The following is a 20,209-nucleotide window of genomic DNA, read 5'->3' as shown; positions in this document are numbered from 1 at the left end:
CTAAACATCTACCCATGCTCAAAATACTCCAGTTTACTTCGCTGAATGCTCAAGCCTGTAAGCAGGCCGCTAGCTGCTCGGCAAGAGCAGTCCAGCTGATATGTTGTTGTTCGCCATTACCACGCAGTGGCTTGAGCGCGACGGTCTGTTGGGCTAACTCGTCTTCCGCCAAAATCAGCGCAAACAGCGCACCACTCTTGTCGGCTTTTTTAAACTGACTCTTGAAGCTGCCAGCACCGGCATTGACCTGTAAACGCAAATTCGGCAGCTGATCGCGCAAGCGCTCTGCCAAGACTAACGCGGCAAGCTCGGCAGGCGCACCCAAGGCGCAGAAATACACATCAACCTGTCGGGCCAGTGCGGCTGGCACCTGCTCCAAGGCTTCGAGCAGCAAGACCAAGCGCTCGATACCCATGGCAAAACCAACACCCGCAGTAGGCTTGCCGCCCATCTGCTCAACCAGGCCATCATAACGGCCACCGGCGCACACCGTACCCTGAGCACCGAGTTGATCAGTCACCCACTCGAATACGGTTTTGCCGTAGTAATCCAGGCCACGTACCAGCTTGGGGTTGAGCACATAAGGAATACCCGCAGCATCCAAGCGCGCAGTCAGCCCGGCAAAGTGCGTGACCGAATCGTCGTCGAGATGATCGACCAGTTTCGGTGCATCAATCAGCAAGGCTTGAGTTTCTGGCACCTTGCTGTCGAGAATCCGCAGCGGATTAGTGGCCAGCCGACGTTTACTGTCTTCATCCAACTGATTGAGGCGCGCCGATAAGAACTCGACCAAAGCTTCGCGGTAATTAGCCCGCGCCGCACTGCTGCCCAAGCTGTTCAGCTCCAAAGTTAGCGCTGGTCGAATGCCGAGCAAACCCCACAGCCGCCAGGTCATGATGATTAGCTCAGCATCGATGTCCGGGCCATCGAGGTTAAACACTTCGACGCCAATCTGATGAAACTGCCGATAACGGCCTTTCTGCGGCCGTTCGTGGCGAAACATCGGGCCTATGTACCAGAGCTTTTGCACCTGGCCACCGCCGGTGATGCCATGCTCAAGCACCGCGCGCACGCAGCTGGCGGTGCCTTCCGGGCGCAGCGTCAGGGAGTCGCCGTTACGATCGTCGAAGGTGTACATCTCTTTTTCGACGATGTCGGTGACTTCGCCAATCGAGCGCTTGAATAGCTCGGTGGCCTCAACGATCGGCATGCGCATCTGCCGATAGCCGTAGCCATCTAACAAGCTGGCCACGGTGCTTTCAAAATAGCGCCAGAGCGGTGTTTGCTCGGGCAAAATATCGTTCATGCCACGAATGGCTTGCAGCGTCTTGCTCACAAAAAATCCTTACAAATACGGGCCATTAGCGGCTTAGCCACGGGCAATCACAGCCGCGTCGGCCGCGACCTTTTCGGCCGCTTTCTGGCGAATTAGCGCTTCTAGCTGATCCACCAGGTTGTCATTAGTAAACTTCAGGGCCGGCTTGCCATCGATATACACCAGGTTACTCGGTGAGCCGCCGGTCAAGCCAATATGGGCTTCTTTAGCTTCGCCTGGGCCGTTAACCACACAGCCAATTACCGCTACATCCAACGGCACCAGCAAATCTTCCAGCCGACCTTCGAGTTCGTTCATGGTTTTCACCACATCGAAGTTCTGCCGCGAGCAACTTGGGCAAGCAATAAAGTTGATGCCGCGCGAGCGCAAGCGCAACGAACGAAGAATATCGAAACCCACTTTGATCTCTTCGACCGGATCGGCCGCCAGCGAGATACGGATAGTATCGCCGATACCGTCGGCCAGCAGCATGCCCAAACCAACCGCCGACTTCACCGTGCCCGAGCGCAAACCACCGGCTTCGGTAATCCCCAAGTGCAGTGGCTGGTCAATTTGCTTGGCGAGCAAACGATAAGCCTCAACCGCCATAAATACGTCGGAGGCTTTAACGCTGACTTTAAACTCTTGAAAATTCAGCCGCTGCAGGTGCTCGACGTGGCGCAAGGCCGACTCGACCAGAGCAGCAGGCGTTGGCTCACCGTATTTCTTTTGCAGATCTTTTTCCAGCGAACCGGCATTGACGCCGATGCGAATCGAGATACCGCGATCACGGGCGGCATCGACCACGGCTCTGACGCGGTCTTCCCGACCAATATTGCCCGGGTTAATGCGCAAACAATCTACCCCAAGCTCGGCCACGCGCAACGCGATGCGGTAGTCGAAGTGGATATCGGCCACCAACGGTACCCGTACCTGCTGCTTGATTTTGCCGAAGGCTTCGGCGGCGTCCATGTCCGGTACGGAAATACGCACGATATCGGCGCCGGCATCTTCGAGGCGCCGCACCTGGGCGACGGTCGCGGCCACATCACAGGTATCGGTATTGGTCATGCTCTGCACGGCAATAGGCGCATCACCACCGACCGGTACCGAGCCGACCCAAATTTTGCGGGAGACACGTCGAATAATAGGGGATTCGCACTGCATCAATTACTGACCTAATTTCATGCGGGCTGTCTCACCGCTGGTATAAGGCGCCACGTCGACTACCTGCCCGTTATAGCTAACCTGTGCGCCCCGGGCGAAACCCAACCGCAACTCGAGCGGGGGTTTACCGGCCAGTTCAAGGGTTTCACCGGCGCGTTTCAGGGCGCTAAACAGTACCTTGCCATTGGCATCGGTCAACTGCGCCCAGCAGTTGGCAGTGAACTGCACACTGACCAAACCATCACCCGCAGTCGCTTGAGGTGCCACCACAGGGACGGCCGGAAGTGCCGACAGCGGCACAGCAGCGCTAGATGCTGGGCCACTGGCAACCGCACTTGGGGGAGGAGTAACAGGCGTGATCTCTGGTTGCGCCGCCACTTCAGGCGCAACTTCAGGCAATGCTAACTCAAGGCTTTCTTGCCCGGCGGTTACGGCCTGATCTTCAGGCTCATCGAGGGGGTGTATTTGCGTACTGCCATCGGCGCCCTCGACCTCAATATGCTCCAGTACATTGCTAATCGAGGTATCCGCACGCTGACCCTGGGAGCGGTCTTGCCACCAAAAATAGCTCGCCAACGCCAACGCCAACAACAATAGAAAACTAACCACCCGCAACAGATTTTGCGCAACGTGCGCTGGCTCTTCTATTCGCCCCAACGCATGCACACTGCTGCCCGCAGCGTTGCTGCCGGTTAGCTGATCAAAAGCCACAACCAAAGGTTCTTGATCAATACCAAGCAGCTTTGCATAAGTGCGAATGTACCCCCGAGCAAAGGTATTTCCCGGCAACTTGGCAAAATCGCCAGACTCCAAGTGCCCCAGCGCCTGCACCGTCAGATTGAGCTTGACGGCGACATCCGCCTGCGACCAATTTTTATTTTCGCGCGCATTACGCAGCGTCTCGCCTGGGTTGATACCGGCGAACGCAAGAATTTCAGGGTCCAGCACTTTCATCGTTGCTCCAGCACATATTGCTGATATTCAGGACTACCTGGATACAGGCGCTTCAATTGCAGGCCAAGGCTGGCGGCCTTATCACGATCTTCAAAAATCCCGGCAAGACGACTGCCAAGCAACAAGCTGCGCGAGTTGTGCTCCGACACTACGATATAATTTTCGTAGTAGCCCTTAGCTTGCACATAGTTTTTATCCTCATAGGTGAGGACCGACATTTCTAACAGCGCCGTGGGTTGCCGCGAATTCAAACGTAAGGCTCGCTCAAAATAAGTCTTGGCCTGTTCGCGCTGCTTCAGCATTAGCGCGGTCAAACCCATATTTTCAAAAACCCGTGAGCGCTCTTGATAGAGGTTGTCCACTGAGGCTTGCTGGAAACGCTCCATGGCCTCGGGATAACGCTTTTGCTCGTACAAGAAGCCGCCGTAATTATTCAGAATTCGCGTGTCGTCACTGCGCGACGAAAGCGCCTTGCGAAAGTGCTCATCGGCCAGTTCTGTTTCAAGTTCCGACTGGAACACTACGGCTAACGCCACATGAGCATCTGCATTCGAGGGATCCAACTCGAGGGCTTGCTTCAGCGGTATTTTTGCACTTCCCGTGTTGCCCTGCTGCAAATAACCAATACCAAGTTGAATATAGGCATCCCTCGCCTCGTCTTGACCTTTGTCAGTTTTCAGCGGATTAACATCCCCCGTGGTCACACACGCAGTCAGCAGCGTGGACATAAACAGCAGCAAGACAGCGCGCAGAGTCATCGAGAACATCCCTTCAGATGGGTTTGGTGGAGGCCAGCGGCTGAACGGCCTCGGCACTGAGCTCACGCACGGCAATATAGCGCTCGCTGCGGCGGGTGCGATCCATTACCTGACCGACCAACTGCCCACAGGCGGCATCGATATCCTCACCGCGCGTGGTGCGCACAGTGACATTGTGCCCGGCCTTGTACAACAAATCCTGAAAACGGCGAATGGCATTGTTGCTCGGCCGCTCATAACCGGAGAAGGGGAACGGATTAAACGGGATCAGGTTGATCTTGCAGGGGAAATCCGCCAGCAGCGCGATCATCTGCTCGGCATGCTCGGGCTGATCATTCACATCTTTCAGCAAGGTGTATTCGATGGTCAGTACACGCTTCTCGCCAAGCCGCGACACATAGCGCCGGCAAGCCGCTAGCAGCATTTCCAGCGGGTATTTCTTGTTGATTGGCACCAACTGATTACGCAACTCATCATTGGGTGCGTGCAGCGACAGCGCCAAGGACACATCCAGTACTTCGCCCAGCTTGTCGATCATCGGCACTACACCGGAGGTCGACAGGGTTACCTTGCGCTTGGAAATACCGTAGCCCAGATCATCCATCATGATGCTCATGGCGGCGACTACGTTATCGAAGTTCAGCAGCGGCTCACCCATGCCCATCATCACCACGTTGGTGACGGCACGGTCGATTTTGGCCGGGACGCTGCTAAATGACTTATTCGCGAGCCAGACCTGACCTATGACTTCTGCAGCGGTCAGATCGCTATTAAAACCTTGTTTGCCGGTGGAGCAAAAACTGCAATCCAACGCACAGCCTGCTTGCGAAGAAACGCACAGGGTGCCGCGATTGCCTTGGGGGATATAGACGGTCTCGACGCAACTGCCAGAGGCCACGCGCACCACCCACTTACGGGTGCCATCGACGGAGATATCCTGACTGACAATTTCCGGACCGCGAATCTCAGCAAGGTCTTTGAGCTTTTCGCGCAAAGCCTTGCTGACATTGCTCATGGCGTCGAAGTCATCGACGCCAAAGTGATGAATCCACTTCATGATCTGACCGGCGCGAAAACGCTTCTCCCCAATAGAGTCGAAGAAGTTTTCCATTTGCTGCTGAGTCAACCCCAGCAGGTTGACTTTTGCAGTCACGGCAGCGCCTACAGATACAGTCATGGTTTCACCCTCGCTGGATTCGCTTAGCGAATGCGAGCGCACACCTCAGTGGCGGCGAAGAAGTACGAAATTTCGCGAGCAGCGGAAGCTTCGGAATCCGAACCGTGCACGGCGTTTTCGTCGATGGAAACGGCGAAGTCAGCACGAATGGTGCCGGCAGCCGCTTCTTTAGGGTTGGTAGCGCCCATCAGTTCACGGTTTTTTAGGATGGCGCCTTCACCTTCCAGAACCTGCAGAACCACTGGACCGGAAACCATGAAAGCTACCAGGTCTTTGAAGAAGCCACGAGCGCTGTGCTCAGCGTAGAAACCGCCAGCTTCACGCTCAGACAGCTGAACCATCTTCGAGGCAACAACGCTCAGGCCAGCCTTTTCAAAACGGCTAACGATCTCACCAACCACGTTCTTGGCAACTGCGTCGGGTTTGATGATGGAAAAAGTACGTTCAACAGCCATGTGAAACTCCAAATTCTAAGAATTACAGCGAAAAATAAACCCGCAAATTATACGCGGGTTCCAGTTAAATGCGTAGCGCTGACTCAGCAGCGCTGAATCAGTTAGCGCGATGGCTCTCAGTCGCGCTCTTCGATCCAAGCCGCCTGAATCGCCTCGAGAACTTTCTCACCGCCGCGCTGCGGATCATCGGCAAAATCCGGCAAGGCCAGCACCCAGCGATGCAAATCGACGAAATTGACGTAACGCGGGTCAACCTCCGGCTTGCTTTCAGCCAGTTCGATGGCGATATCCAGCACATCACTCCATTGCAGACTCATGACTGACTCCTCAATGCTTTTCAGAAACCTGATTAAGGGTGTAGCGGGGAATTTCCACCACCAGATCAGCCGAGCCCACCAGCGCCTGACAGGACAACCGCGACTCAGCCTCTAAACCCCAGGCTTTGTCGAGCATGTCATCTTCCAATTCATCGGAAGGCTCCAGCGTGGCGAAGCCCTCACGCACTATCACATGACAAGTGGTGCAGGCGCAGGACATCTCGCAGGCGTGCTCGATCTCCAGACCGTTGCGCATCGCCGCAGCAATGATGGTCTCACCCGGCACACCCTCGACCACTAAACCGTCGGGACAATGTTCAGCATTGGGCAGAAAAATGATCTGCGGCATCCTGTTACTCCTAAATCAGTCGTCAATTTCATTCAGACGACGACCGGCCAGCCCGGCTTTTACCGTGGCATCCAGTCGACGTGCAGCAAAGGCGTCAGTTACTTGAGTTACGCGCTTGGTCTGCAATTCAATTGCCGCACCATCGCTACCCACCATCAATTCACTCAGCAAGCGCATCTGCAACTCGATTTCAGCCCGCTCGCACGCTTCCAACAAACGCTCGCCATCCATCTGCAGCGCCGCCTGCACGGCGACCAACAAACGCTCAGCATCGACTTGCTGCTCACGCAGCACGCGGGCGACTTTGTCGTCACCGGCAAACTTAAACGAGTCCTGCAACATACGGGCAACTTCGCCATCGGTCAGGCCGTAGGATGGCTTGACCTGAATAGTCGCCTCGACACCCGAACCCAGCTCGCGCGCCGCGACGCTGAGCAAGCCATCGGCGTCCACCTGAAAGGTCACGCGAATTTTCGCCGAGCCGGCCACCATCGGCGGAATGCCACGCAACTCAAAACGCGCCAGCGAGCGGCAATCGCTGATCAGCTCGCGCTCGCCTTGCAGCACATGAATCATCATGGCCGTCTGGCCGTCTTTATAGGTGGTGAAATCCTGGGCGCGCGCCACCGGGATAGTGGTGTTGCGCGGAATGACTTTTTCCAGCAGGCCACCCATGGTCTCCAGGCCCAGCGACAGCGGAATCACATCCAATAGCAGTAATTCTTCGCCATCACGCTTATTGCCCGCCAAGGTGTCGGCCTGAATCGCCGCACCAATGGCGACCACCTGATCCGGGTCGATATCGGTCAACGGCTGACGGGCAAATAACTCCGCCACCGCCTCACGCACCCGCGGCACCCGCGTCGAGCCGCCGACCATGACCACCGCCTCGACCTCCAGCAATTCAATCCCGGCATCGCGCACCGCGCGCCGACAAGCTTTGAGGCTGCGGGCCACCATCGGCTCAATCAGCCCGACAAATTGCTGGCGGCTGAGCTCGCCACTCCAATCGCCATGCTTGACCGTCACCGACTCAGCGCCACTCAACGCTTCTTTAGCGACGCAGGCGCTGTGCAGCAAACTACGCTGCTGGCCCGGGGCAATATCGGTCGACAGGCCGGCTTCGGCGATGATCCAACCGGCGATGGCGTGATCGAAATCATCGCCACCCAGCGCGCTGTCGCCGCCAGTGGCCAGCACTTCAAAGACGCCACCAGTCAGGCGCAGAATGGAAATATCGAAGGTGCCGCCACCCAAGTCATAGATAGCTACCAAGCCTTCGGCCTGCTGATCCAAACCATAGGCAACGGCCGCTGCGGTGGGCTCGTTGAGCAGACGCAGCACATTTAAACCGGCCAGCCGTGCGGCATCCTTAGTAGCCTGACGCTGAGCTTCGTCAAAATAGGCCGGCACGGTAATTACCGCACCGACCAGCTCACCCCCCAGGGTCGCTTCGGCACGCTGGCGCAACACCTTGAGGATATCGGCAGACACTTCTACCGGGCTTTTCGGGCCCTGCACCGTGTCGATAAACGGCATATGGGATTCGCCGCCGACAAAGCGATACGGCAGCTGCTCACCGAGCTGTTTAACATCGGCAAGGCCACGGCCCATCAGACGCTTAACCGACAACACGGTATTCAGCGGGTCTTGGGCGGCGGCTTGTTTGGCGCTTTGGCCCACTTCGATTCGCTCGGCGTGATAGCGCACCGCCGATGGCATCAGCAACCGCCCTTCGGCGTCTGGTAACGCCTCAGCCAAACCACTGCGCACAGCAGCGACCAGCGAATTGGTGGTGCCTAAATCAATCCCCACCGCCAGACGGCGCTGGTGCGGTTGCGGGCTTTGTCCGGGTTCAGCGATCTGTAGTAAGGCCATGCTTGTCTGACTATTAGGCGCGCCGCATAAGCGACGGGCAGGTTAATCGTCGAGGCGCTCTTCTAGCTGGCGCACTTCATAGGAGAGTTTGTCGAGAAACTGCATGCGCCGCACTAGACGCTCAGCCTGCTCACGACTGGCCGGCGCATCCCAGCAGCCCGCAAACTGTTGGTTCAATTCATTCTGGGCCAGTTTCAGCCGCTGCTTAAAAGCCTCGACACCAGCCAGATCGGCACTGTCCTGCAGATCTTCCAGCTCTTCGCGCAGCTGCATTTGCTGCAAGAGAAACGCCGGATCCTGCACCGTCACTTCCAGCGGCAACTCACCGCCATTCAAACTCAGCAAGTAACGGGCGCGGGCCGAGGTGTTTTTCAGCACCTGATAGGCCTCATTCAGGCTTGCCGAATGCTCCAACGCCAGGCGCTGCTCGCGCTCAGTGCCATCGGCAAAACGGTCGGGGTGAACACTGCGCGCCAGCTCACGATAACGCGCGGCCAACTGTGCAAGATCCAGCACAAAGGCAGGTTTGAGCTCAAACAGGGCAAAATGACAAGGACTACCCACAAGCGCCTCAGACGTTAAAGCTTTCGCCGCAGCCGCATTCGCCACGCACATTGGGGTTATTGAACTTGAAGCCTTCGTTAAGACCTTCCTTGACGAAGTCGAGCTCGGTGCCATCCAGGTAAGCCAGGCTTTTTGGATCGATAATCACTTTAACTCCGTGACTCTCGAACACCTGATCTTCACCGCCGAACTCGTCAACAAACTCCAACACGTAAGCCAAGCCGGAACAGCCGGTGGTGCGTACCGCCAAGCGAATACCGTCACCCTTGCCGCGCCCATCCAGCGAACGACGCACATGTTCAGCCGCCGCGACAGTCATGCTGATAGCCATCGACAATCTCCTTAGAGCAAGCCTTTCTTCTGCTTGTAATCGCGAACGGCCGCCTTGATAGCGTCTTCCGCCAGTACCGAGCAGTGAATTTTCACTGGCGGCAAGGCCAATTCTTCAGCCAAGTGGGTGTTTTTGATGGTTTCGGCTTCATCCAGGGTCTTACCCTTCATCCACTCGGTGGCCAAGGAGCTGGAAGCGATCGCCGAACCGCAGCCGTAGGTCTTGAACTTGGCATCTTCGATGATGCCCTGCTCGTTAACCTTGATCTGCAAACGCATCACGTCACCGCACGCCGGAGCGCCGACCATGCCGGTGCCGACATCTGGATCTTCTGCATCCATCTTGCCGACGTTGCGCGGGTTCTCGTAGTGGTCAATGACCTTTTCACTGTAAGCCATGCTGGTGCTCCTCTCTCAATCGGGTGCCATTTTCAGACTGTGTGAAAACTGCTGCGTTCGCACGCCTCCACGCAGTCTGAAAGCCTTATTAATGTGCCGCCCATTCAACCTTGGACAGATCGACACCCTCTTTGAACATATCCCACAGCGGCGACAATTCGCGCAGCTTGGTTACCGCTTCGCAAACTTTCTGCGCCGCGTAGTCAACTTCTTCATCGGTGGTAAAACGACCGAAGGTGAAACGAATCGAGCTGTGCGCCAGCTCATCATTACGCCCCAAGGCGCGCAGCACGTAAGACGGCTCAAGCGATGCCGAGGTACACGCCGAACCCGAAGAAACCGCCAAATCCTTGAGCGCCATAATCAGCGACTCACCCTCAACATAGTTGAAGCTGAGGTTGAGATTGTGCGGCACCCGCGAGGTCAGGCTGCCGTTCAAGTACAGCTCTTCGAGATTCTCGACCTGCTTATAGAAACGCTCACGCAAGGCGGTAATACGCGCGCCTTCTTGCTGCATTTCTTCTTTAGCAATCCGGAACGCTTCGCCCATGCCAACAATCTGGTGGGTCGCCAAGGTGCCGGAGCGCATGCCGCGCTCATGACCGCCGCCGTGGGTCTGGGCTTCCAGACGCACGCGAGGCTTGCGGCCCACATAGAGTGCACCGACGCCTTTCGGGCCGTAGGTCTTGTGCGCCGAAAACGACATCAGATCGACTTTCAACGCAGCCAGATCGATGACTACTTTGCCGGTCGACTGCGCCGCATCGACGTGAAACAACACACCACGGGAACGGGTCAACTCACCAATGGCAGCAATATCGTTGATGGTGCCGATCTCATTATTGACGTGCATCACCGAAACCAGAATGGTGTCATCACGCAGCGCCGCTTCAACCATCGCCGGGGTGATCAGGCCGTCTTCGCCGGGCTCGATGTAAGTTACTTCAAAGCCTTCACGCTCAAGCTGACGCATGGTGTCGAGCACGGCTTTGTGCTCAATACGGGTGGTAACTAGATGCTTACCCTTGGTCGAGTAAAAGTGCGCAGCACCTTTAATAGCCAAGTTGTTCGATTCAGTGGCGCCGGAGGTCCAAACGATTTCGCGCGGATCGGCATTAACCAGATCAGCCACTTGGCGACGACCATTCTCGACCGCCTCTTCAGCCTTCCAGCCAAAGACATGGGAACGGGACGCCGGATTACCGAAGTTACCGTCCACCAGCAGGCATTCGCTCATTTTTTGCGCAACGCGCGGATCTACCGGCGTAGTCGCTGAGTAGTCGAGATAAATCGGTAATTTCATAGCGTTTCTCCGTATTCAGGCAAACGTGCAACTTAATCGATAGCGGCCGCTTCAATCTTGTCCAAGCGTGCAGCGCCAGTGCTACAGCGGCGCTGATCCTGGCGCGATGCAACTTCCTGAACTTCATGTCGACTGACCAAGTCAGCCAAGCTGATGCCGCTGAGAAACTGATGGATCTGCAGACTTAGATCGCACCACAAATGATGGGTCAAGCAGGTGTCACCGCCGTGGCAATCACCTTGCCCCTGGCAGCGCGTGGCATCCACTGATTCATTGACCGCATCAATCACCTGCGCCACTTGAATAGCCGCCATCTCGCGAGCCAACTGATAGCCGCCACCGGGACCGCGCACGCTGGAGACCAGATTACCGCGCCGTAACTTGGCGAATAATTGCTCCAAATAAGACAAGGAGATGCCCTGGCGTTCAGAAATGTCGGCCAAGGACACCGGGCTGCGCTGTGCATGCAGCGCCAAGTCAAGCATGGCAGTAACGGCGTAACGGCCTTTGGTGGTCAGGCGCATGAACAGGTCCCACAGGATCGCTGATTTGCGCCAATTATCCGATTCCCGAGTATTTAAGTCAACTATAAGACCTATCAATTTACTCGGGATTAGCGCCAACGTGGACGCGCATGGTAGCAAAGCACCGCCATCCGCGCATTAAGGCGCTGACTTAGCAGCCTCATCCTTGACCTCGGCAAAATCCTCATCACGCAGGCTCGGCAAGTCCTTGGCGCAATAATCACTGCCGAGTGCCTTCAGCGCGCCACACATGCCTTCCAGGCGACCATCGACCGCCTGCAGATGATCGAGCAACTGACCAATGGCGCGAGCGATCGGGTCCGGCATGTCTTCACTCATGCCGTAAGCATCGAAGCCAATTTTGTCCGCCAGTGCTTGGCGCTTGGCCTCTTGTTCATCGTCCTGAGCATCGCGCTTGGCGATGATCCGCGCCGGAATCCCCACCGCCGTCGCCCCCGCCGGCACCGCCTTGGTCACCACCGCGTTGGAGCCAATCTTGGCGCCAGCACCGACGGTAAAAGGCCCCAATACTTTGGCGCCAGCACCGACCACCACACCATCTTCCAGAGTCGGATGGCGCTTGCCTTTGTTCCAGCTGGTACCGCCCAAGGTCACGCCTTGATAGAGGGTGACGTCATTACCAATCTCGGCGGTTTCACCAATAACTATGCCCATGCCGTGGTCGATAAAAAAGCGCCGGCCAATTTTGGCCCCGGGATGGATCTCAATCCCGGTCACCCAACGGGCAAAACTGGAGAGCATGCGCGCCAGCCATTTCCAGCCAGCCAGCCATAGAAAATGGGTTAAGCGATGCATCCACACGGCATGCAGGCCGGGATAGCAGGTCAACACCTCAAAGGTGTTACGCGCCGCCGGATCACGGTGAAATACGCCTTGAATGTCTTCGCGCACACGATCAAACATTAGTTATCTCTCCGTTTATAAACTTCACCACGGGCGACCTTCTGGGTTTCAGTCAGGATGCCGCGCAGAATATTCATCTCCAGCTTACTGATATTGCTGCGCCCATACAGGCGACGTAAGCGCGGCATCAGATGGCGGGGATTGTCCGGATCATGAAAGCCGATCTGCACCAAGGTGCTTTCCAAGTGGGTGTAAAACCGCTCCAACTCATCCGCTGTTACCGGCAATGAACTCTGCTCGGCATGGGTTTCCAGCTTGGCCATTTTGGTTGGCTGCCCCTGCGCCGCCAGCCAAGCCATGCGCACCTCATAGGTGAGCACTTGCACGGCAGTGGCCAGATTCAGCGAACTGAACTCTGGATCCGACGGTATATGCACATGAAAATGACAACGCTGCAGCTCGTCATTAGTCAGGCCGGAATCCTCACGACCGAACACCAGCGCCACCTCACAACCCTGGTCGATTTGCTCCATGCAGGTCGTCGCGCACTCGCGCGGATCCAGCAGCGGCCAGGGAATATGCCGATCACGCGCACTGGTGCCGAGCACCAAACTGCAACCCTCCAACGCCTCCTCCAGCGTACTAACAATGCGGGCGCCGTCGAGAATATCAACTGCCCCTGCCGCCCGCGCCACCGCCTCGACGCTGGGAAAGTCCCGCGGGGCAACCAACACCAAGCGGCTCACGCCCATATTTTTCATGGCCCGCGCGGCGCCACCGATATTGCCGGGATGACTGGTATTGACCAACACCACACGAATATTTTGCAGCACAAGCAGGCCCACGCAGACGCTAAAAGGGAGGAAATCTTACAGAAGCCCCCCCGCTAATACCATGCAAGCTATCGCGCCACTCTTTTTACCCGAGGCTTTTCTGCTAGAATGGCCGGCTATCTTTATACAACCAGGTGAAACCTCCATGCAGCCAATGCTGAATGTCGCACTGCGCGCAGCCCGCAGCGCCAGTGAACTGATTTTCCGCTCCATCGAGCGCCTGGATGTAATCTCGGCTGACGAGAAAGATGCCAAGGATTTCGTTGCCGAGCTTGAACTCACTGTCGAAAAAAGCATCATTCAAGCACTCAGCAAGGCCCACCCGACCCACGGCTTTCTCGGTGAAAAAACCGGCTTGACCGCAGGCAAAGGCGAAGGCACCGACTACCTGTGGATCATCGACCCACTGGACGGCACCGGCAATTTCCTGCGTGGTGTACCGAACTTCTCCGCCAGCATCGCCTGCAAATACCGTGATCGCCTCGAGCACGCAGTCATTCTCGACCCGGTTCGCCAAGAAGAATTCACCGCCAGCCGTGGCCGTGGCGCCGCGCTCAATGGCCGCCGCATGCGCGTTAGTGCTCGCAAAGGGCTGGAAGGCGCACTGCTGGCCAACAGCTTCCCGTTCAGCCCCAGCCAACTGGATAACCTCGACAGCCACTTGGGCATGTTGCGCGATTTGAGCGGCGAAGTTGCCGGCATCCGCAGCGCCGGCTCCACCAGCCTCGACCTGGCCTACATTGCCGCCGGCCGCTTCGATGCTGCCTGGGCTTTTGGCCTGACCGAATGGGACATGGCCGCCGGCGTACTGCTGATTCAAGAAGCTGGCGGCCTGATCAGCGACTTCAACGGTGGTCACGAATTCCTCGAAAAAGGTCATCTGGTTACCGGCAACACCAAGTGCTTCAAGGCGGTACTGACCGCCATCCAGCCACACCTGTCGGCCGCGCTTAAACGCTAAGCCGCACAGGTCAAAAAAAACCGGACTCGCTCCGGTTTTTTTTCGCCCGCAGAAACACCCCTACACGCGCGCTAGACGCCAGTTACGGCAAGCTGAAATACTCGGGCCATCCGTAAGGGCTGCGCCCTTCCCGCTTATCCGTCGGCAGATCAAATTTTGCGCAAGAATAAAAAAAGCCCACCCGCAAACACCGTCAGCCCGGCAACCCAGCCAACCAGCAACACTTCAGCTTCAACAGGTAGCAGCCGACGCTGGGGTTGGTGGTTGCTAGCTGCCACTGTGCTGCTGATCGGCGCCAGCGCCGGCTATCTCGCCCTCCAGCAGCCGCCACCGGCGCCCAAGACAGTTATCGCCAGCAGCAAACCGCCGGTGCCAACAGAGTCACCAGCAATAACAGCCACCACCGACCAGGCCGCCCCAAGCTACGTCGGCACCGAGACTTGCAGCGGCTGCCACAGCCAGCAGCACGTTCTATGGAAAGGCTCGCACCACGACATGGCCATGCAAGTCGCCACAGATAAAACCGTGCTGGGCGACTTCAACCGCGCGACTTTCAGCTACAACGGCATCACCAGCACCTTCTTCACCCGTGACGGCAAATTCTTCGTCAACACCGATGGAGCGGACGGCAAGCTGGCGGACTTCGAGATCAAATACACCTTCGGCGTCACCCCGCTGCAGCAATACCTGGTGGAGTTTCCCGGTGGCCGCCTGCAAGCCTTTGGCATCGCCTGGGACAGCCGCAGCAAAGCTCAAGGCGGACAACGCTGGTTTCACCTTTACCCCGAGCAAAAACTCCAAGCCGGCAACCCCCTACACTGGACCAGCATCGACCAGAACTGGAATTACCAGTGCGCCGACTGCCACTCCACCAACCTGCAAAAGAACTACGACGCCACCAGCAAGACCTTCAATACCCAATGGTCAGAGCTGAATGTCGGCTGCGAAGCCTGCCACGGCCCGGCCTCCAACCACCTGAGTTGGGCCAAGCATGAACCTGGCAGCGAACATTTCAGCGGCGCCGGCAAAGGTTTGGCGGCAGTCCTCGATGAGCGCCGCGGCGTCAGCTGGCTGAGCGAGTTGAAAACCGGCAATGCCAGCCGCAGCGAGCCGCGTAAAAGCAGCAAAGAGATCGAAACCTGCGCCACCTGTCACTCGAGGCGCGGACAGACCAGCGACACTTTCGTCCACGGCCAACGTTTGGCCGACAACTACCGCCCATCACTCTTGGACGACGGCCTGTACTGGCCCGACGGCCAGCAGCGCGACGAAGTGTTCAACCACGGTTCCTTCCTGCAGAGCAAAATGTTCGCCAAGGGCGTGACCTGCAGCGACTGCCACGAACCCCACTCACTGAAACTGCGCGCCGAGGGCAATGGCGTGTGCGCCCAGTGTCATCTACCGAACAAATACGACAGCCCCAAACACAGCTTTCACCCGCAAGGCTCAACGGGCGCGCAGTGCGTGAGCTGCCATATGCCGACCACCACCTACATGCAGGTTGACCCGCGCAACGACCACTCGCTGCGTATCCCGCGTCCCGATTTATCGGTGAGCCTGGGCACGCCGAACGCCTGCAACAGTTGCCACACCGATAAAAAACCACAGTGGGCGGCGGCCAAGGTCCAACAATGGTTTCCCCACCCGCCCGCCGGCCATCAGCGGTTTGCCGAAGCCTTTGCCGCCGCCAGCCAGGGCTTGCCCGGCGCCGATGCCGGCTTGTTAGCGGTGATCGCGGACGTAACGCAACCGGCCATTGCCCGTGCCGGCGCGCTTTCACGGCTCAGCGCCAGCCGCGATCAGCAAAGCTTCAGTCTGCTGGTCGATGGCCTGTATGACGACAATGAAATGGTCCGCCAAGCCGCCGTCGAAACCGTCGTACGCATTGCCCCCACTATGAGCTCACAAGCCCTACCGCCGCTGCTCGCCGACCCGGTGCGCGGCGTGCGCATGGCCGCCGCCCGCGCCTTGGCCGGCGCCCACGAGGCCAGCCTCAAACCGGCCAATCGCCAAGCATTCAAACAGGCGCTGGATGAATACATTGCCGCCCAACTGTTCAATGCCGACCGCCCGGAGTCGCTGACCAATCTCGGCGCGCTGTATGCCGAGCGCGGTGACGTCGCCCAAGCCGAAGCCTACTTCCGCCAAGCGCTGGCTCTGGACCCCTTTACCCCGGCCGCGGTCAATCTGGCCAGTCTCTATCAAAGCCAAAGCCAAGAACCGCAGGCCGAACGCGTACTGCGTGATGCGCTGATCCGCAGCCCACAAGAGCCGACCTTGCATCACACACTCGGCCTGGCCCTGGCGCGACAACAACGCCTACCCGAGGCCGTCAGCGAACTCGCCCTGGCCAGCCAACTGGCGCCCGAGCACTTGCGTTATCGCTATGTCTACGCCGTCGCGCTGAACAGCAGCGGTCAAGCGGCGGCAGCGATCAAGGTGCTAGAAGCCGCCCATAAAGACTTCCCGCAGGATCAGGAAGTGCTGCTCGGGCTGATTACTTTCAACCGCGACCTCGGCGACAAGCGCGCCGCCAAGCGCTGGGCGCAGACCCTGCTGGCACTGTCACCCAACGACAAGGGCATTCGCCAACTGCTCGACTCCCTCGAGCAGTGAGCCGCGTAATTATCCCAGGATGCCGACCATGACCAGCGCCACCGTCAATTCCGCCCCTGCTCCTGCCGTCAGCCCGGCCGCCCTGCGCGAGCTGATCGAAAGCCGTCGGGCGGTGCGGCGTTTCAGCCGCGAGCCGGTGCCCGAGGCGGTGATTCGCGACTGCCTGGAGCTGGCGGTACTGGCGCCCAACTCCTGCAACCTGCAGCCCTGGAGTTTTCAGGTGATCCGCGACCCGCAGTTGCTCGAACGACTGCACGGCGTGTGCATGCAGCAAAATGCCGCTAAGGCGCCGCTGATCATCGCCGTGCTGGCGCGCCCGGACACCTGGCGCCAGGCCTGCGCGAACGTCATCCGCTACTGGCCCGAGGCCGAAGTGCCGCAGCGCATCCGGCACTTCTACAGCAAGACCGCGCCCTTTCAGTACAACCAAGGCCCGCTCGGCCTGCTGGGGTTTTGCAAACGCCAACTGCTGCGGCTGGCGGCCTTGCGCAAACCGCTGATGCGCAGCCCCAACAGCCACGGGCAAATGCGTTTATGGGCGGTGAAGTCCACGGCCCTGGCGGCGGAAAACCTGATGCTCAGCTTTCAGAGCCACGGCTACGCCACCTGCCCGATGGAGGGCTTTGACGAAGTGCGCTTGCGCAAAGTGCTGAAGATCCCGCGCCACGCCCTGCCGATCATGCTGCTGGCCGTCGGCCGAGCCACCGACAAAGGCGTGTACAACCCACGCCTGCGCTTCCCGCTGGAGCAACACGTCACCTGGCTGTAACGCCTCGACGGCTATCGCCAGACTCCATCCACCCTGCCGCTACATAGCGCTCTATCACGCGTATTTATAGTACTGGGTAAAGCGAGACGACCGGTCATATGCTTAGCCCATGAATAGCATTCGACTCGACAAGCGTGACCTGATCCTCGCCAAAGGCGCCGCGGTAATGACCCGTCGCGGCTACCACGGCACCGGGGTGCAGGAGATAGTCCAGGCGGCAGGCATCCCCAAAGGCTCCTTCTACCACTACTTCGCCAGCAAGGAAGACTTCGCCCTGCAGGCCCTGAGCTTTATTTATCAGCCGCGCCTAGCCCGTTATAGCGAAGCCTTGAGCAACCCCGCGCTCAGCCCACGGGCGCGAATCCTGGCCTACTACGGCGAATTGCTGCTGCACTTTCGCCAGCAACAACGGCTGGAATACCACTGCTTCATCGGCAGCCTGAGTTTTGAGATGAGCGAGTTATTGCCGGCCATTGGCGAGCAGGTTGAGGCGATTTTGCAACAGTCGGCGCTGATTCTGCAGCGCTGCCTGGAGCAAGCTCAGGTGGCCGGTGAACTGCCCGTCGATGAGGATTGCAGCAACCTGGCCAGCTTTATCGCTAATGCCTGGCAAGGGGTACTGACCCGCTTAAAAGTTGGCAGTCAGACCCAACCCATCGAAAATTTCGTGCAACGCCTTGAGCACCTACTCAAGGCCTGACCCACTACCTACTTACCCACTACCTACTACCTACTTTCCCACTTACCCATTTAACGAGACGACCGGTCGCCTGGCCGGCAAGAGGAGCATGTATGACCGCCCCAACCGCAGCCCTGTTCAAGCCCTTTCATCTGGGCAACCTGACCCTGCCGACCCGCGTGGTGATGGCGCCCATGACCCGCTCCTTCTCCCCGGGCGGCGTGCCCAACAGCAAAGTGATCGAGTACTACCGCCGCCGCGCCGCCGCAGGCGTAGGCCTGATCATCACCGAGGGCACCACGGTCGGCCACCAGGCCTCCAACGGCTACCCCAACGTGCCACGCTTCTACGCTGAAGACGCCCTGGCCGGCTGGAAGAAAGTGGTCGATGCCGTGCACGCCGAAGGCGGCAAGATAGTCCCGCAGCTCTGGCACGTCGGCAGCGTACGCAAACTCGGCACCGAGCCTGATGGCGAAGTCCCGGCCTATGGCCCGATGGAAAAAATCAAGGACGGCAAAGTGCTCGTCCATGGCATGACCCAGACCGACATCGACGAAGTCATCGCCGCCTTCGCCCAGGCCGCCCGCGACGCCAAGGCCATCGGCATGGACGGCGTGGAAATCCACGGCGCCCATGGTTACTTGGTCGACCAGTTCTTCTGGGAAGGCAGCAATCAGCGCACCGACGGCTACGGTGGCAGCCTGGCCAACCGCTCGCGCTTTGCCATCGAACTGATCCAGGCCGTGCGCGCCGCCGTAGGGGCGGACTTCCCGATCATCCTGCGATTTTCCCAGTGGAAGCAGCAGGACTACAGCGCCCGCCTGGTAGAAAGCCCAGAGGCGCTCGGCGAGTTTCTGCAGCCGCTGTCAGACGCTGGTGTGGATATTTTCCACTGTTCGACCCGCCGTTTCTGGGAGCCTGAGTTCGAAGGTTCCGAGCTAAATCTGGCCGGCTGGACCCGTCAACTGACCGGCAAACCGACCATCACCGTCGGCAGCGTCGGCCTGGATGGCGAGTTTCTGCAGTTTATGGTCAACACCGACAAGGTCGCCCAACCGGCGGATCTTGGCGCCCTGCTGACTCGCCTGAACAACCAGGAGTTCGACCTGGTAGCGGTTGGCCGCGCCCTGCTGGTTGACCCGGATTGGGCGGTGAAAGTGCGCGATGGTCGCCAGGGGGACATCCTGCCGTTCAGCCGCGAAGCCCTGATGAAGCTGGTTTAGTGCCATAAGCAAGAGCCGGCGCAGGGCATAGAGCCTGCGCCGGCTCTTTTTTTTGCGCATGATTTTGTCGACCCGAGCCCGTAGAATTGCCGCTTTTACCTCGCCGCGAGTCCGTCATGCCCACTCACTTACTGCGCCCGCAAGGCGATTTCCCCTACGCCGGCCTGCCACGACGCCTGGCCGCCATGGCCTATGACACGCTGCTCAGCCTGGCTCTGCTGATGGTGGTGACCTTCGCCTACCTGATGTGCCTCAAGCTGATTTATGGCGAGACGCAACTCAAGGCCATGACCGATGCCGGCGCCCTGAATGGCGATCCACTGCTGTCGACCTTGCTGCTGTTCAGCCTGTTCGCTTTTTTTGCCAAGTTCTGGACCCATAACGGCCAAACCCTGGGCATGCAGGTGTGGGGCGTGCGCGTGCAAAACGCCAATGGCAGCGCGATCGATCTGTGGCAGGCGCTGCTGCGCTTTCTGCTGGCGATCATCTCGTTCCTGTGTTTCGGCCTGGGCTTTATCTGGATGCTGTTCGACAAACAAAAACGCAGCTGGCATGACATCTACTCCGGCAGCTGCATGGTGCAGCTACCGAAAAAGACCTAACCGCAACGCCCATAAAAAAACCGGCATTCAATCAGACTGTGTGAAAACCTGGCGGTCTGAGCTGGAGATGTAGAAAATGCCCATATCGTGAGATATGGGCATTTTTGGTTATGCATTACATCCAAGGCGAGGCGCGCAATCAGGACAGTTTGTTTCCGGTATCACTGGACGA

General features: G+C 58.3%; 22 protein-coding genes. 6 read left to right on the top strand and 16 right to left on the bottom strand.

Annotation, left to right across the window (positions count from 1 at the left end; genetic code table 11):
* Nucleotides 1–49 precede the first annotated feature (49 nt).
* From hisS to trmJ, 16 genes are all read right to left on the bottom strand, one after another.
* The gene (hisS, locus tag Q8R10_RS17645) at nt 50–1,336 is read right to left on the bottom strand and encodes a histidine--tRNA ligase (RefSeq protein WP_305655169.1); all 1,287 of its coding nucleotides are present in this window, start codon (nt 1,334–1,336) and stop codon (nt 50–52) included.
* Between the two features lie 33 nt (nt 1,337–1,369).
* Complete coding sequence (ispG, locus tag Q8R10_RS17640; protein WP_305655168.1) at nt 1,370–2,482, bottom strand: flavodoxin-dependent (E)-4-hydroxy-3-methylbut-2-enyl-diphosphate synthase; 1,113 nt, start codon at nt 2,480–2,482, stop codon at nt 1,370–1,372.
* Between the two features lie 3 nt (nt 2,483–2,485).
* The gene (locus tag Q8R10_RS17635; RefSeq protein WP_305655167.1) at nt 2,486–3,436 is read right to left on the bottom strand and encodes a RodZ family helix-turn-helix domain-containing protein; all 951 of its coding nucleotides are present in this window, start codon (nt 3,434–3,436) and stop codon (nt 2,486–2,488) included.
* Nucleotides 3,433–4,194: a type IV pilus biogenesis/stability protein PilW gene (gene pilW, locus Q8R10_RS17630; protein WP_305655166.1), complete on the bottom strand. Its 762-nt coding sequence runs from the start codon at nt 4,192–4,194 to the stop codon at nt 3,433–3,435. Before pilW ends, Q8R10_RS17635 begins: the two co-directional genes overlap by 4 nt.
* Nucleotides 4,195–4,207: 13 nt before the next feature.
* Nucleotides 4,208–5,371, bottom strand: coding sequence for a 23S rRNA (adenine(2503)-C(2))-methyltransferase RlmN (gene rlmN / locus Q8R10_RS17625; protein ID WP_305655165.1), 1,164 nt, complete (start codon nt 5,369–5,371; stop codon nt 4,208–4,210).
* A gap of 23 nt (nt 5,372–5,394) precedes the next feature.
* Nucleotides 5,395–5,826 (bottom strand): nucleoside-diphosphate kinase, encoded by a 432-nt coding sequence (gene ndk / locus Q8R10_RS17620; protein ID WP_305655164.1) that lies wholly within the window; start codon nt 5,824–5,826, stop codon nt 5,395–5,397.
* 116 nt (nt 5,827–5,942) lie between these two features.
* Complete coding sequence (iscX, locus tag Q8R10_RS17615; RefSeq protein ID WP_305655163.1) at nt 5,943–6,143, bottom strand: Fe-S cluster assembly protein IscX; 201 nt, start codon at nt 6,141–6,143, stop codon at nt 5,943–5,945.
* 10 nt (nt 6,144–6,153) lie between these two features.
* The gene (gene fdx, locus Q8R10_RS17610; RefSeq protein ID WP_305655162.1) at nt 6,154–6,492 is read right to left on the bottom strand and encodes an ISC system 2Fe-2S type ferredoxin; all 339 of its coding nucleotides are present in this window, start codon (nt 6,490–6,492) and stop codon (nt 6,154–6,156) included.
* A 15-nt stretch (nt 6,493–6,507) separates the two neighbouring features.
* Nucleotides 6,508–8,370, bottom strand: coding sequence for a Fe-S protein assembly chaperone HscA (gene hscA, locus Q8R10_RS17605; RefSeq protein ID WP_305655161.1), 1,863 nt, complete (start codon nt 8,368–8,370; stop codon nt 6,508–6,510).
* Between the two features lie 42 nt (nt 8,371–8,412).
* Nucleotides 8,413–8,934, bottom strand: a complete 522-nt coding sequence (hscB, locus tag Q8R10_RS17600) for a co-chaperone HscB (protein WP_305655160.1) — start codon at nt 8,932–8,934, stop codon at nt 8,413–8,415.
* A 7-nt stretch (nt 8,935–8,941) separates the two neighbouring features.
* Nucleotides 8,942–9,265, bottom strand: a complete 324-nt coding sequence (gene iscA, locus Q8R10_RS17595) for an iron-sulfur cluster assembly protein IscA (RefSeq protein WP_305655159.1) — start codon at nt 9,263–9,265, stop codon at nt 8,942–8,944.
* A gap of 11 nt (nt 9,266–9,276) precedes the next feature.
* On the bottom strand, nt 9,277–9,663 hold the full coding sequence (gene iscU, locus Q8R10_RS17590; protein ID WP_305655158.1) for a Fe-S cluster assembly scaffold IscU: 387 nt from the start codon (nt 9,661–9,663) through the stop codon (nt 9,277–9,279).
* 88 nt (nt 9,664–9,751) lie between these two features.
* Entirely contained in the window at nt 9,752–10,966 is a 1,215-nt protein-coding gene (locus Q8R10_RS17585; protein ID WP_305655157.1) for an IscS subfamily cysteine desulfurase, read from the bottom strand.
* Nucleotides 10,967–10,998: 32 nt separating this feature from the next.
* A complete protein-coding gene (gene iscR, locus Q8R10_RS17580) occupies nt 10,999–11,490 on the bottom strand; it encodes a Fe-S cluster assembly transcriptional regulator IscR (protein ID WP_305655156.1) in 492 nt (163 codons plus the stop codon).
* Nucleotides 11,491–11,628: 138 nt separating this feature from the next.
* Nucleotides 11,629–12,414 carry a serine O-acetyltransferase gene (gene cysE, locus Q8R10_RS17575; protein WP_305655155.1) on the bottom strand — a complete coding sequence of 262 codons (786 nt, stop codon included), beginning with the start codon at nt 12,412–12,414 and terminating at the stop codon, nt 11,629–11,631.
* A complete protein-coding gene (gene trmJ / locus Q8R10_RS17570) occupies nt 12,414–13,187 on the bottom strand; it encodes a tRNA (cytosine(32)/uridine(32)-2'-O)-methyltransferase TrmJ (protein WP_305655211.1) in 774 nt (257 codons plus the stop codon). Before trmJ ends, cysE begins: the two co-directional genes overlap by 1 nt.
* 145 nt (nt 13,188–13,332) lie before the next feature.
* Between trmJ and Q8R10_RS17565 the strand changes: the two genes are divergently transcribed.
* The 6 genes from Q8R10_RS17565 (at nt 13,333) to Q8R10_RS17540 (ending at nt 20,037) form a co-directional block, all read left to right on the top strand.
* The gene (locus Q8R10_RS17565; RefSeq protein ID WP_305655154.1) at nt 13,333–14,148 is read left to right on the top strand and encodes an inositol monophosphatase family protein; all 816 of its coding nucleotides are present in this window, start codon (nt 13,333–13,335) and stop codon (nt 14,146–14,148) included.
* Between the two features lie 264 nt (nt 14,149–14,412).
* Complete coding sequence (locus tag Q8R10_RS17560) at nt 14,413–16,764, top strand: tetratricopeptide repeat protein (protein WP_305655153.1); 2,352 nt, start codon at nt 14,413–14,415, stop codon at nt 16,762–16,764.
* A gap of 28 nt (nt 16,765–16,792) precedes the next feature.
* A complete protein-coding gene (locus tag Q8R10_RS17555) occupies nt 16,793–17,533 on the top strand; it encodes a nitroreductase family protein (RefSeq protein ID WP_305655152.1) in 741 nt (246 codons plus the stop codon).
* A 109-nt stretch (nt 17,534–17,642) separates the two neighbouring features.
* Entirely contained in the window at nt 17,643–18,233 is a 591-nt protein-coding gene (locus Q8R10_RS17550; protein ID WP_305655151.1) for a TetR/AcrR family transcriptional regulator, read from the top strand.
* A 92-nt stretch (nt 18,234–18,325) separates the two neighbouring features.
* Complete coding sequence (locus Q8R10_RS17545) at nt 18,326–19,435, top strand: NADH:flavin oxidoreductase (RefSeq protein ID WP_305655150.1); 1,110 nt, start codon at nt 18,326–18,328, stop codon at nt 19,433–19,435.
* 116 nt (nt 19,436–19,551) lie between these two features.
* Nucleotides 19,552–20,037, top strand: coding sequence for an RDD family protein (locus tag Q8R10_RS17540; RefSeq protein ID WP_305655149.1), 486 nt, complete (start codon nt 19,552–19,554; stop codon nt 20,035–20,037).
* Nucleotides 20,038–20,209 lie beyond the last annotated feature (172 nt).

The organism is Pseudomonas sp., from assembly GCF_030698175.1.
GTDB lineage: Bacteria > Pseudomonadota > Gammaproteobacteria > Pseudomonadales > Pseudomonadaceae > Aquipseudomonas.
The sequence above is the reverse complement of the archived record's forward strand: the minus strand, read 5'-3'. Positions and strand labels throughout refer to the sequence as shown.